At 40.2% G+C, this 13,021-nt stretch carries 10 protein-coding genes, 2 tRNA genes, 2 rRNA genes and 1 riboswitch; of the genes, 11 read left to right on the forward strand and 3 right to left on the reverse strand.

Annotated features, from left to right (window positions below; translation table 11 throughout):
- Window positions 1-123: 123 nt before the first annotated feature.
- The 8 genes from JFT95_RS26455 to tsaD all read left to right on the forward strand — a co-directional run bounded on the left by JFT95_RS26455 (window position 124) and on the right by tsaD (window position 6,225).
- Window positions 124-3,045 (forward strand): 23S ribosomal RNA (locus JFT95_RS26455).
- A gap of 102 nt (window positions 3,046-3,147) precedes the next feature.
- Window positions 3,148-3,263: ribosomal RNA gene (gene rrf / locus JFT95_RS26460) — 5S ribosomal RNA — on the forward strand.
- Between the two features lie 12 nt (window positions 3,264-3,275).
- Window positions 3,276-3,352: transfer RNA gene (locus JFT95_RS26465), tRNA-Met, on the forward strand.
- 3 nt (window positions 3,353-3,355) lie between these two features.
- Window positions 3,356-3,431: transfer RNA gene (locus JFT95_RS26470), tRNA-Asp, on the forward strand.
- A gap of 174 nt (window positions 3,432-3,605) precedes the next feature.
- The gene (tsaE, locus tag JFT95_RS26475; protein WP_113938562.1) at window positions 3,606-4,079 is read left to right on the forward strand and encodes a tRNA (adenosine(37)-N6)-threonylcarbamoyltransferase complex ATPase subunit type 1 TsaE; all 474 of its coding nucleotides are present in this window, start codon (window positions 3,606-3,608) and stop codon (window positions 4,077-4,079) included.
- On the forward strand, window positions 4,060-4,752 hold the full coding sequence (gene tsaB, locus JFT95_RS26480) for a tRNA (adenosine(37)-N6)-threonylcarbamoyltransferase complex dimerization subunit type 1 TsaB (protein WP_060748956.1): 693 nt from the start codon (window positions 4,060-4,062) through the stop codon (window positions 4,750-4,752). The genes tsaE and tsaB overlap by 20 nt, the downstream gene beginning before the upstream one ends.
- Window positions 4,753-4,765: 13 nt before the next feature.
- The gene (gene rimI, locus JFT95_RS26485) at window positions 4,766-5,209 is read left to right on the forward strand and encodes a ribosomal protein S18-alanine N-acetyltransferase (RefSeq protein WP_002063534.1); all 444 of its coding nucleotides are present in this window, start codon (window positions 4,766-4,768) and stop codon (window positions 5,207-5,209) included.
- Window positions 5,209-6,225 carry a tRNA (adenosine(37)-N6)-threonylcarbamoyltransferase complex transferase subunit TsaD gene (gene tsaD / locus JFT95_RS26490; protein ID WP_061675825.1) on the forward strand — a complete coding sequence of 339 codons (1,017 nt, stop codon included), beginning with the start codon at window positions 5,209-5,211 and terminating at the stop codon, window positions 6,223-6,225. The genes rimI and tsaD overlap by 1 nt, the downstream gene beginning before the upstream one ends.
- Window positions 6,226-6,637: 412 nt before the next feature.
- Here the strand turns inward: tsaD and JFT95_RS26495 are convergent, their stop codons facing one another.
- The gene (locus JFT95_RS26495; RefSeq protein WP_242487622.1) at window positions 6,638-8,560 is read right to left on the reverse strand and encodes an ABC-F family ATP-binding cassette domain-containing protein; all 1,923 of its coding nucleotides are present in this window, start codon (window positions 8,558-8,560) and stop codon (window positions 6,638-6,640) included.
- 187 nt (window positions 8,561-8,747) lie between these two features.
- Between JFT95_RS26495 and JFT95_RS26500 the strand changes: the two genes are divergently transcribed.
- Window positions 8,748-9,377, forward strand: a complete 630-nt coding sequence (locus JFT95_RS26500) for a redox-sensing transcriptional repressor Rex (RefSeq protein ID WP_000372704.1) — start codon at window positions 8,748-8,750, stop codon at window positions 9,375-9,377.
- A gap of 29 nt (window positions 9,378-9,406) precedes the next feature.
- Here JFT95_RS26500 and JFT95_RS26505 read toward each other — a convergent pair whose 3' ends face one another.
- Together JFT95_RS26505 and JFT95_RS26510 are read right to left on the reverse strand one after the other, a co-directional pair.
- On the reverse strand, window positions 9,407-9,598 hold the full coding sequence (locus JFT95_RS26505) for a YdiK family protein (protein ID WP_001246201.1): 192 nt from the start codon (window positions 9,596-9,598) through the stop codon (window positions 9,407-9,409).
- A complete protein-coding gene (locus JFT95_RS26510) occupies window positions 9,595-10,344 on the reverse strand; it encodes a CPBP family intramembrane glutamic endopeptidase (RefSeq protein ID WP_044440795.1) in 750 nt (249 codons plus the stop codon). The genes JFT95_RS26505 and JFT95_RS26510 overlap by 4 nt, the downstream gene beginning before the upstream one ends.
- A 402-nt stretch (window positions 10,345-10,746) precedes the next feature.
- On the opposite strand from JFT95_RS26510, the gene groES reads away from it, so the two are divergent.
- On the forward strand, window positions 10,747-11,031 hold the full coding sequence (gene groES, locus JFT95_RS26515; RefSeq protein WP_002009985.1) for a co-chaperone GroES: 285 nt from the start codon (window positions 10,747-10,749) through the stop codon (window positions 11,029-11,031).
- 37 nt (window positions 11,032-11,068) lie between these two features.
- Window positions 11,069-12,703, forward strand: a complete 1,635-nt coding sequence (gene groL, locus JFT95_RS26520; RefSeq protein WP_002029451.1) for a chaperonin GroEL — start codon at window positions 11,069-11,071, stop codon at window positions 12,701-12,703.
- A gap of 139 nt (window positions 12,704-12,842) precedes the next feature.
- Window positions 12,843-12,944: riboswitch (purine riboswitch) on the forward strand.
- Window positions 12,945-13,021 lie beyond the last annotated feature (77 nt).

The raw sequence follows: 13,021 nt of genomic DNA on the forward strand, positions 1-13,021 counted from the left end.
TTCATCAATAAACGTTGACTTGTTTTGTTTCGTTCAGTTTTGAGAGAACTATCTCTCAAGTTTAAATGTATGTTCTTTGAAAACTAGATAACAGTGTAGCTCATATTTTTTTAATTTTAGTTTGGTTAAGTTAGAAAGGGCGCACGGTGGATGCCTTGACACTAGGAGTCGATGAAGGACGGGACTAACGCCGATATGCTTCGGGGAGCTGTAAGTAAGCTTTGATCCGAAGATTTCCGAATGGGGAAACCCACTATACGTAATGGTATGGTATCCTTACCTGAATACATAGGGTATGGAAGACAGACCCAGGGAACTGAAACATCTAAGTACCTGGAGGAAGAGAAAGCAAATGCGATTTCCTGAGTAGCGGCGAGCGAAACGGAATCTAGCCCAAACCAAGAGGCTTGCCTCTTGGGGTTGTAGGACATTCTATACGGAGTTACAAAGGAACGAGGTAGACGAAGCGACCTGGAAAGGTCCGTCACAGAGGGTAATAACCCCGTAGTCGAAACTTCGTTCTCTCTTGAATGTATCCTGAGTACGGCGGAACACGTGAAATTCCGTCGGAATCTGGGAGGACCATCTCCCAAGGCTAAATACTCCCTAGTGATCGATAGTGAACCAGTACCGTGAGGGAAAGGTGAAAAGCACCCCGGAAGGGGAGTGAAAGAGATCCTGAAACCGTGTGCCTACAAATAGTCAGAGCCCGTTAATGGGTGATGGCGTGCCTTTTGTAGAATGAACCGGCGAGTTACGATCCCGTGCGAGGTTAAGTTGAAGAGACGGAGCCGCAGCGAAAGCGAGTCTGAATAGGGCGTTTAGTACGTGGTCGTAGACCCGAAACCAGGTGATCTACCCATGTCCAGGGTGAAGTTCAGGTAACACTGAATGGAGGCCCGAACCCACGCACGTTGAAAAGTGCGGGGATGAGGTGTGGGTAGCGGAGAAATTCCAATCGAACCTGGAGATAGCTGGTTCTCCCCGAAATAGCTTTAGGGCTAGCCTTAAGTGTAAGAGTCTTGGAGGTAGAGCACTGATTGAACTAGGGGTCCTCATCGGATTACCGAATTCAGTCAAACTCCGAATGCCAATGACTTATCCTTAGGAGTCAGACTGCGAGTGATAAGATCCGTAGTCAAGAGGGAAACAGCCCAGATCGCCAGCTAAGGTCCCAAAGTGTGTATTAAGTGGAAAAGGATGTGGAGTTGCTTAGACAACTAGGATGTTGGCTCAGAAGCAGCCACCATTTAAAGAGTGCGTAATAGCTCACTAGTCGAGTGACTCTGCGCCGAAAATGTACCGGGGCTAAATACACCACCGAAGCTGCGAATTGATACCAATGGTATCAGTGGTAGGGGAGCGTTCTAAGTGCAGTGAAGTCAGACCGGAAGGACTGGTGGAGCGCTTAGAAGTGAGAATGCCGGTATGAGTAGCGAAAGACGGGTGAGAATCCCGTCCACCGAATGCCTAAGGTTTCCTGAGGAAGGCTCGTCCGCTCAGGGTTAGTCAGGACCTAAGCCGAGGCCGACAGGCGTAGGCGATGGACAACAGGTTGATATTCCTGTACCACCTCTTTATCGTTTGAGCAATGGAGGGACGCAGAAGGATAGAAGAAGCGTGCGATTGGTTGTGCACGTCCAAGCAGTTAGGCTGATAAGTAGGCAAATCCGCTTATCGTGAAGGCTGAGCTGTGATGGGGAAGCTCCTTATGGAGCGAAGTCTTTGATTCCCCGCTGCCAAGAAAAGCTTCTAGCGAGATAAAAGGTGCCTGTACCGCAAACCGACACAGGTAGGCGAGGAGAGAATCCTAAGGTGTGCGAGAGAACTCTGGTTAAGGAACTCGGCAAAATGACCCCGTAACTTCGGGAGAAGGGGTGCTTTCTTAACGGAAAGCCGCAGTGAATAGGCCCAAGCGACTGTTTAGCAAAAACACAGGTCTCTGCGAAGCCGTAAGGCGAAGTATAGGGGCTGACACCTGCCCGGTGCTGGAAGGTTAAGGAGAGGGGTTAGCGTAAGCGAAGCTCTGAACTGAAGCCCCAGTAAACGGCGGCCGTAACTATAACGGTCCTAAGGTAGCGAAATTCCTTGTCGGGTAAGTTCCGACCCGCACGAAAGGTGTAACGATTTGGGCACTGTCTCAACCAGAGACTCGGTGAAATTATAGTACCTGTGAAGATGCAGGTTACCCGCGACAGGACGGAAAGACCCCGTGGAGCTTTACTGTAGCCTGATATTGAATTTTGGTACAGTTTGTACAGGATAGGCGGGAGCCATTGAAACCGGAGCGCTAGCTTCGGTGGAGGCGCTGGTGGGATACCGCCCTGACTGTATTGAAATTCTAACCTACGGGTCTTATCGACCCGGGAGACAGTGTCAGGTGGGCAGTTTGACTGGGGCGGTCGCCTCCTAAAGTGTAACGGAGGCGCCCAAAGGTTCCCTCAGAATGGTTGGAAATCATTCGTAGAGTGCAAAGGCATAAGGGAGCTTGACTGCGAGACCTACAAGTCGAGCAGGGACGAAAGTCGGGCTTAGTGATCCGGTGGTTCCGCATGGAAGGGCCATCGCTCAACGGATAAAAGCTACCCCGGGGATAACAGGCTTATCTCCCCCAAGAGTCCACATCGACGGGGAGGTTTGGCACCTCGATGTCGGCTCATCGCATCCTGGGGCTGTAGTCGGTCCCAAGGGTTGGGCTGTTCGCCCATTAAAGCGGTACGCGAGCTGGGTTCAGAACGTCGTGAGACAGTTCGGTCCCTATCCGTCGTGGGCGCAGGAAATTTGAGAGGAGCTGTCCTTAGTACGAGAGGACCGGGATGGACGCACCGCTGGTGTACCAGTTGTTCTGCCAAGGGCATAGCTGGGTAGCTATGTGCGGAAGGGATAAGTGCTGAAAGCATCTAAGCATGAAGCCCCCCTCAAGATGAGATTTCCCATAGCGTAAGCTAGTAAGATCCCTGAAAGATGATCAGGTTGATAGGTTCGAGGTGGAAGCATGGTGACATGTGGAGCTGACGAATACTAATAGATCGAGGACTTAACCATATAATATGAAGCTAATGTTATCTAGTTTTGAGAGAATATAAAAAACTTATTGACTTTAAATGTCGAATGAGTTATGATGATTCTTGTCTTAAATGAATATAGTCTGGTAATGATGGCAGAGAGGTCACACCCGTTCCCATACCGAACACGGAAGTTAAGCTCTCTAGCGCCGATGGTAGTTGGGACCTTGTCCCTGTGAGAGTAGGACGTTGCCAGGCTATTTATATCATCGCGGGGTGGAGCAGTACGGTAGCTCGTCGGGCTCATAACCCGAAGGTCGCAGGTTCAAATCCTGTCCCCGCAACCAAATGGTCCCGTGGTGTAGTGGTTAACATGCCTGCCTGTCACGCAGGAGATCGCCGGTTCGACCCCGGTCGGGACCGCCATTTTATATAAAGAAAAGAACGAAACAAGTTGTTTCGTATTTTTTTATTTGTTTTAACAAAAAACTAATAAAGACAGTCAAACTATCCTTAGGAAAACTCCTAAGGACTTTTTTATATATTTAAAACCTGTATAATAAAGAGCAGAGAACATTGTGAGTAAAGTAGGTGAAGTCTGTGAGTAAATATGAAATGACAACAAAATCTTCCGAAGAAACCCAGCGATTATCAGAAAAATTAGGGAGACTTGTAAAAGAAAAAGATGTAATTATTTTAGAAGGTGATCTTGGAGCTGGCAAAACGACTTTTACGAAAGGACTAGCAAAAGGTCTTGGAGTGAAAAGAGTCGTAAATAGTCCTACCTTCAATATTATTAAAGAATATAAAGGAAGATTACCGCTATATCATATGGATGTGTATCGTTTAGCGGAAAGTGAAGAAGATTTAGGATTTGATGAGTATTTCTATGGTGAAGGGATCACAGTAGTAGAATGGGCTCATTTAATAGAAGCATATTTACCGAATGAGAAGTTGCAAATTAGTTTATTCCATGCTGGAGATGATACAAGAAAAATTGTACTTGAGCCAATTGGAGATCGCTATATTAGATTATGTGAGGAGCTATTACAAGATGAAAGTACTAGCAATTGATACTTCAAATTACGTAATGGGTGTATCCCTTATTGAGGAAGGGAACGTGATTGGGGAAATCATTACAAATTTAACAAAAAACCATTCTGTACGTCTTATGCCAGCTGTAGAGAAACTGTTAAAAGAATGTGGTGTAAAACCGAAAGAATTGACTAAAATTGTTGTAGCAGCTGGACCGGGATCATATACAGGTGTTCGTATAGGTGTGACAGCGGCAAAAACATTAGCTTGGTCACTTCAAATACCAATTGTAGGTGTATCAAGTTTGGAAGTGGTGGCTGCAAATGGTACTAATTTTAATGGACTAATTTGTCCTTTATTTGATGGCCGACGTGGTCAAATTTACACGGGGTTATATACATATGAAGGAGAGCGTATAACTTCAATAGAAGAAGACCGAATTATTCTTATTGTTGACTGGTTGCAAATGTTAAAAGATAAAGAACGGCCTGTTTTATTTATTGGTAACGATGTTAAATTGCATAAAGAAACAATTGTAGAATATTTAGGTGATCAAGCTGTATTTGCTCCGTTCACTAAGAATAACCCAAGACCAAGTGAATTAGCATTTTTAGGATTACAAAAAGAAGAACAAGACGTGCATACGTTTGTTCCTAGCTATCTTCGTTTAGCTGAAGCTGAAACAAAATGGTTAGAAAGTCAAAAACAATAGGGGCCTACAGAAGATGGATATGATATTTAGAAAGATGGCACTTGATGATATTGCTCAAATTGTAGCTATTGAAGAAGCATCTTTTTCAACCCCTTGGACTGCAGATGCCTTTCACCGTGAATTAGAGGTGAATGAGCATGCACATTATGTCGTGCTAGAAAAAGATGGTCTCGTAATTGGATACTGTGGATTGTGGATAATTATTGATGAATCACATGTAACAAATATAGCTATCCTACCGGAATACAGAGGTCAAAAGCTAGGGGATGCCTTATTGAAAGAAGTCATTTCCGAAGCGAAAGGGTTAGGAGTAAAAACAATGACACTTGAAGTACGCATGTCAAATGAAGTAGCAAAGCAGTTATACAGAAAATATGGATTTCAAAATGGTGGGATTCGTAAACGATACTATGCAGACAATCAGGAAGATGGTCTTGTAATGTGGGTGAATATATAATGGAAAAAAATATAATTATACTTGGTATTGAAACAAGCTGTGATGAAACAGCTGTAGCAGTTGTTAAAAATGGAACGGAAATCATTGCGAATGTCGTTGCATCACAAATTGAAAGTCATAAGCGTTTTGGCGGAGTTGTACCAGAGATTGCATCCCGTCATCATGTAGAAGAAATTACAGTTGTGTTAGAAGAAGCTTTAAAAGAAGCGAATATCACTTTTGAGGATATTGATGCAATTGCTGTAACAGAAGGCCCAGGTTTAGTCGGAGCACTTTTAATAGGTGTAAATGCAGCGAAAGCTGTGGCTTTTGCTCATGATATCCCTCTAGTTGGTGTTCATCATATTGCTGGTCATATTTATGCGAATCGTTTAATAAAAGAAGTACAATTCCCGTTACTATCGCTTGTTGTATCCGGTGGACATACGGAGCTTGTTTATATGAAAGAACATGGTTCATTTGAAGTGATTGGTGAAACGCGAGATGATGCGGCAGGAGAAGCTTACGATAAAGTAGCTCGTACATTATCAATGCCTTATCCAGGTGGTCCTCATATTGATCGCCTTGCGCATGAAGGAAAACCAACAATTGATTTGCCTCGTGCGTGGCTAGAACCTGATTCGTATGATTTCAGCTTTAGTGGATTGAAATCAGCAGTTATCAACACTGTGCATAACGCAAAACAGCGCGGTATAGAAATTGCACCAGAAGATTTAGCAGCAAGTTTCCAAGAAAGTGTAATAGATGTACTTGTAACGAAAGCGTCTCGTGCAGCAGATGCTTACAATGTAAAACAAGTGCTTCTTGCTGGTGGAGTAGCTGCTAATAAAGGGCTTCGTGCACGTTTAGCAGCAGAATTTGCACAAAAAGAAAATATAGAGCTAATTATTCCTCCTCTATCTTTATGCACAGATAATGCAGCGATGATTGCGGCTGCAGGTACAATTGCATACGAACAAGGAAAACGCGCTACATTAGCTTTAAATGCAAATCCAGGATTAGATATTGAAGCATAGTTATACACAAAATTAACCACAGCCTGTGGATAAGACCCATATTATCTGTTGATAATATGGGTTTTTTTGTGTACATAAAATGTGTATAACTTTTTATTCAGTTGTGGATAATGTGGAAAAGTTATTTGGAAGTTTATATTATAAAGGTGGATATGTGTATAACCTTGTGGATAACATAGAGGAAGTCTGACCTTTGAAGAAATTCTTTTTTGGGAAATAAAAAACAAGGAGATGCCAAAAAAAAATTTAAAACATCCTCCACTTATTATATAAGGTGCTACTATTGTCAATCCTTGTCGAATTGTTTGTATAATTTCATTTACTATGGTATTGATTCTAAAACAGAAAATAAAAAGGAGGTCATCTCGTCAAAAAGCCCGACTTATGAGACAGCCTCCTCTTTTAAATTCTCTTATATATGCAGTTCTTCCCATTCTGCCATACAAGCTTCAAGCTGTTCTTGCAGTGTTTGCTTTTTAGTTGTAATTTCACTAGCCTTTTCATAATCTGCATATATTTCTGGTAAGCAAAGCTGATCTTCTAACGTAGTAATTTCTTCTTCTAAGCCTACGATATTTTGTTCCAGTTCTTCAATTTTTCGAGTACGTTGACGCTCTAGCTGTTTACGTTCTTTTTCTTCGAGATAATTTAATTTTTCTTGTGCTACCACTTTTTGAACAGGTACTTCATCTTCTTGCTCTAGTTCCGCACGTTCAATCATTTCATTTTTCTTTTCAACGTAATAATCGTAATCACCTAAATATTCTTGTGCACCTTCTGTTGATAACTCAACAACGGTTGTCGTTACGCGATTAATAAAGTAGCGGTCATGTGAGACGAATAGAAGAGTACCTGGGTAATCAATTAAAGCATTCTCCAAAATCTCTTTACTATTTAAATCAAGATGGTTTGTTGGCTCATCGAGAATTAATAAATTGGATTTTTGCATCATAAGTTTTGCAAGAGCTAGTCGAGCCTTTTGTCCACCACTAAGAGAAGATACTGGTTTGAGTACATCATCCCCTGTGAATAAAAAGTTGCCTAGTATAGTGCGAATTTCTTTTTCAGGCTGCAGGGGATATTCATCCCATAATTCATTTAAAACTCGCTTCGAAGATGTTAAGTTGGCTTGTTCTTGATCATAATAACCAACAGATACACTTGAGCCGAAAGCAACGTTTCCATGTAATAGCTGTAACTTATTCACAATGGATTTTAATAATGTAGATTTTCCAATTCCGTTTGGCCCAACTAAGGCAACACTGTCACCGCGAGTTAAGCGCATATTTACATGTTCAATAATCGGTTCCTGATAATAGCCAATAGTTGCATCTTTCACTTGTAAAACATCATTTCCACTTTGTTTTTCAATATCGAAGTGGAAGGAAGCTGATTTAGAATCGCCTAATGGTCTAGTTAATACTTCCATTCTGTCTAATTGTTTACGGCGACTTTGAGCGCGTTTTGTCGTAGATGCACGAGCTATATTTTTTTGTACAAAGTCTTCCAGTTTAGAAATTTCATCTTGTTGTTTTTCATAACGCTTCATTTCTTGCTCGTATAGAGCTGATTTTGAGTCTAAATATTTACTGTAGTTACCAACAAATCGTCGGCTTTCCTTATTAGAAATTTCGTATACTTGTGTAACAAGTTTATCTAAGAAATAACGGTCATGGGAAACGATTAAAATAGCGCCAGGATAGCCTTGTAAATATTGTTCAAGCCATGTTAGTGTCTCAATATCCAAATGGTTTGTAGGTTCGTCTAAAATAAGTAAGTCTGGTCTAGTTAATAATAATTTCCCGAGAGCTAATCGAGTCTTTTGTCCACCACTTAATGTGGAAATTTTCGTCTGATGCGTTTCAACTGGGAAGCCAAGACCGCTTAAAATTGAGCGTATATCCGCTTCGTACTGATAGCCGCCTTGATCTTTATAATCTAATTGTAATTGGTCATAATCAGCTAATAATTTCTCATATATAGCCGCATTTGAAAAGTTTTCTTCTTTTCCCATCTCTTGCTCTAGCCTTCGAAGTTTTGTCTCCATCTGCTGCAAGTGTGTAAAGACGGTTAACATTTCATCCCAAATTGTTAAAGATGTTTCTAATCCGGTATTTTGAGCTAAATACCCCATTGAGACATCTTTCGGTTTTATAATTTCACCACCATCATGAGATAACTCGCCAGCTATTATTTTTAATAATGTAGATTTTCCAGCTCCATTTCGTCCGACTAATGCGATACGATCTTTTGTTTGTACTTCCAATTTTATGTTTGCAAGAATCGTTTCTGCACCGTATAATTTCGAAAGCCCATTCACTTGTAATAATATCAATGTTTTCACCTCAAATAATTTCTTAACTTTGCCATGTTTATATTTCTCAATCATACTAAAAATAGTGTATAGTTTAAAATAAAGAGAGAATACTTCTTCTCTTTATTATACAAGGAAATTCATGAGTACTAAACTTCTGTATTTGATTCAAGTATAAGAATAAAGATAGGAAGAGAGGAGAGGTTATATGGATCAGCAAAAAATTCCACAGGCCACTGCCAAACGATTGCCTCTATACTATCGATTTATCCAAAACTTATCTCTTTCTGGTAAGCAACGTGTTTCATCAGCCGAATTGAGTGAAGCGGTAAAGGTTGATTCCGCAACTATTCGAAGAGATTTTTCGTATTTTGGAGCGTTAGGGAAAAAAGGATATGGATATAACGTAAATTATTTATTATCATTTTTCCGTGAAACACTCGACCAAGATGATATAACACGCGTGGCACTTATTGGAGTAGGTAATTTAGGGACCGCTTTCTTACATTATAATTTCACGAAAAACAATAATACAAAAATTGAAATGGCGTTTGATGTTAGTGAAGAGAAAGTTGGAACAGAAATCGGAGGCATTCCTGTATATCATTTGGATGAATTAGAAGAACGTTTATCAACTGATATACAAGTGGCAATATTAACGGTACCCGCTACAGTAGCGCAATCTGTGGCAGATAGATTGGCAGAAACGAACGTGCATGGTATTTTAAATTTCACACCAGCACGCTTAAATGTGTCAGAGAATATAAGGATTCATCACATTGATTTAGCTGTAGAGTTACAAACACTTGTTTACTTTTTGAAGAATTATCCACAATAAAACGCAGAGGAGATGACCTCTGCGTTTTATTATTGTTTTTTCTTTGTGAATTTAACTAAGATAAGGCGAAGTGCCAAATTAAAATCAATTGTTGCCATAACTGCAAATAGTATTGTCCACATATTCCAGATTGTATCTGTTACGTTCGTAATGGCGAAGCGTGTAAAGATACATCCAAGAAGAAAGTACAATGCAGCCATGAACAATGGTGAGTTTCTCATACTAAAAATCCTCCGATAAAGCCTTGCATTTTTTCAGCTTCTTTAATCATTTCTTGAATTTGCTCATTACTTACTACAACTTGAGCAACTGCAACTAATGTATTCATTGCAACATGAGCTGCAATAGGAACTATAATTCGTTTCGTTTTTACGTATAAAAAGGCGAATACGAGCCCCATAGAAGTGTATACCAATAAGTGAGTAAAATCAAAATGAATCGCCGCGAATACAAGTGAACTAATAATAGCGGCAATAAAGAAGTTAAACTTCTTATAAAGTGTACCGAATAAAATTTTTCTAAATACGATTTCTTCCAAAATAGGTCCTATTATAGATATGACAATAAGGAACCAAGGTGTCGTTCTTGCGATGTCCATAAGTCTTGCTGTATTTTCAGATCCCGGTGTAATCCCTAATAAACGCATTTCAATCATACCGGCAATGCTTTGTGAGAACAGCGCTAAGAAGAAACCAATAAAAATCCACCCAATTGTAGCTGGAACAGTAGAGCGCATTTTATCTAAATGCCTGTCACGAATGTCTGTTCTGAGTAACCAAAGTACAACGCATAATGCAATGAAAAAGCTAATGATAGCCCAATGACCAGTTATGAGCTGAAGTTTTTCATCTCTAGTAAATCCCCTATTATCGTATAGTCCAGTTTTCAGGAGAAGCGGTAACCCGGCAATGCCTGATAACTGCATTAAAATGTATGTAACGATAATCCACCAATATTGTTTCTTCAAATGGTTTAACCATCCTTTCTAACGCTAGTGTATGAGATAAGGTAGGATAACATGTAAATATGCTACCTACGATATAAACTTTCATTTGAATTATATTTTTTTTGTAAATAAGTATTTGAAAATAAAATAGGAGACAGGAAAAAGTTGTACGTTTAACGAAAACAACTTAGGGTGTCTTTCATATTGTAACATACAAGAAGTGGGAACAACGATTCATATAGTAAAGGCAGTAGAAGAAGTAATGATATATAGGAAAGTGCATAAAGTAATTTGCGAAAAAATTATGATTTTTTTACTTGCAAAAGAAATTGAGATTATTTATTATTAGAAGTGTGTTAGCACTCGTGTGACTTGAGTGCTAATAAATAAAATTTACATAACAAAATGAGGAGGTTATTGTTCATGCTAAAGCCATTAGGTGATCGCGTTGTAATTGAACTTGTTCAAGCAGAAGAAAAAACAGCAAGTGGTATTGTATTACCAGAAACTGCAAAAGAAAAACCACAAGAGGGTAAAGTTATTGCAGTAGGTACAGGCCGAGTGCTTGAAAATGGTGAGCGTGTTGCTTTAGAGGTAGCAGCAGGTGATCTTATCATCTTCTCAAAATATGCAGGTACTGAAGTGAAATACGAAGGTACAGACTACTTGATTTTACGTGAAAGTGACATTTTAGCAATTATCGGTTAATTATATACATTTTAAAAATCCAAGGGGGTCAATTATTATGGCAAAAGATATTAAATTTAGTGAAGAAGCACGTCGTTCGATGCTTCGCGGTGTCGACACTCTTGCAAACGCAGTAAAAGTAACGCTTGGACCAAAAGGTCGTAACGTTGTACTTGAGAAAAAATTCGGTTCACCACTTATTACAAATGACGGTGTAACAATCGCAAAAGAAATCGAATTAGAAGATGCATTCGAAAACATGGGTGCGAAATTAGTAGCAGAAGTTGCTAGCAAAACAAACGATGTAGCTGGTGACGGAACGACAACTGCAACTGTATTAGCGCAAGCTATGATTCGTGAAGGTCTTAAAAACGTAACAGCTGGTGCAAACCCAATGGGTCTTCGTAAAGGTATCGAAAAAGCTGTTACTGCTGCAATTGAAGAATTAAAAGCGATTTCTAAACCAATCGAAGGTAAATCTTCTATCGCACAAGTAGCTGCTATTTCTTCGGCTGACGAAGAAGTAGGTCAATTAATCGCTGAAGCAATGGAGCGCGTTGGTAACGACGGCGTTATTACTTTAGAAGAATCTAAAGGATTCACAACAGAATTAGACGTAGTAGAAGGTATGCAATTTGATCGTGGATATGCATCTCCTTACATGATTACTGATTCTGACAAAATGGAAGCAGTTCTTGATAACCCATACATTTTAATTACTGACAAAAAGATTTCTAACATCCAAGAAATCTTGCCAGTATTAGAGCAAGTGGTACAACAAGGTAAACCACTTCTTATCATTGCTGAAGATGTAGAAGGCGAAGCGTTAGCTACATTAGTAGTGAACAAACTTCGTGGTACATTCAATGTAGTTGCTGTTAAAGCTCCTGGATTTGGTGACCGTCGTAAAGCAATGCTAGAAGATATCGCAATCTTAACTGGTGGCGAAGTAATCACTGAAGAATTAGGACGTGACTTAAAATCTGCTACAGTTGAATCTTTAGGACGTGCTGGTAAAATTGTTGTAACGAAAGAAAACACAACTGTAGTTGAAGGTATTGGAAATTCACAACAAATCGAAGCTCGCATCGGTCAAATCCGCGCGCAATTAGAAGAAACTACTTCTGAATTCGATCGTGAAAAATTACAAGAGCGTCTTGCTAAACTTGCGGGCGGTGTAGCAGTAATTAAAGTAGGTGCAGCAACTGAAACTGAGTTAAAAGAGCGCAAACTTCGCATTGAAGATGCACTTAACTCAACTCGTGCAGCAGTAGAAGAAGGTATCGTTGCAGGTGGTGGTACTTCACTTATGAACGTATACACAAAAGTAGCTTCTATCGTAGCTGAGGGCGACGAAGCAACAGGTATCAACATCGTACTTCGTGCACTAGAAGAGCCAGTTCGTCAAATCGCAATCAACGCTGGTCTAGAAGGATCTGTAGTTGTAGAGCGTCTAAAAGGCGAAAAAGTAGGCGTTGGTTTCAACGCAGCTACTGGCGAATGGGTTAACATGCTTGAGTCTGGTATCGTAGATCCAGCTAAAGTAACTCGTTCTGCACTTCAAAACGCAGCATCTGTTGCAGCTATGTTCTTAACAACTGAAGCTGTAGTTGCTGACAAGCCAGAACCAAATGCACCAGCAATGCCTGACATGGGCGGCATGGGCATGGGTGGTATGGGCGGAATGATGTAATTCCGTTCTCCCGAAAAACATCCACTTCTATATAGAAGTGGATGTTTTTTTATGTTTTTGAGCGCAGGAAAATAATTTCTGTAGAATTTTGTCGCTTTCTCTCTTGACCATATCGATACTTCATTGTTAGAATCTAGGAAGATAATATAAAACAATCCTTCATATATCCTCGATGATATGGTTTGAGAGTCTCTACCGGGTTACCGTAAACAACCTGACTATGAAGGCAGTGCGTCTTATATTTATAAAGAGCGGAAGACTATCTTTCTTTATAAAGCCAGACCCCTGCCTTTTCTTTGTCATGAGACTAGAGGCGGA

It is taken from the genome of Bacillus sp. TH17, assembly GCF_016651125.1.
Lineage (GTDB): Bacteria > Bacillota > Bacilli > Bacillales > Bacillaceae_G > Bacillus_A > Bacillus_A mycoides.

Coding starts and splice junctions, on each gene's coding strand:
- tsaB (WP_060748956.1), top strand. CDS start 4,060: ATGAAAGTACTAGCAATTGATACTTCAAATTACGTAATGGGTGTATCC.
- rimI (WP_002063534.1), top strand. CDS start 4,766: ATGGATATGATATTTAGAAAGATGGCACTTGATGATATTGCTCAAATT.
- tsaD (WP_061675825.1), top strand. CDS start 5,209: ATGGAAAAAAATATAATTATACTTGGTATTGAAACAAGCTGTGATGAA.
- JFT95_RS26500 (WP_000372704.1), top strand. CDS start 8,748: ATGGATCAGCAAAAAATTCCACAGGCCACTGCCAAACGATTGCCTCTA.
- JFT95_RS26505 (WP_001246201.1), bottom strand. CDS start 9,598: ATGAGAAACTCACCATTGTTCATGGCTGCATTGTACTTTCTTCTTGGA.
- groES (WP_002009985.1), top strand. CDS start 10,747: ATGCTAAAGCCATTAGGTGATCGCGTTGTAATTGAACTTGTTCAAGCA.
- groL (WP_002029451.1), top strand. CDS start 11,069: ATGGCAAAAGATATTAAATTTAGTGAAGAAGCACGTCGTTCGATGCTT.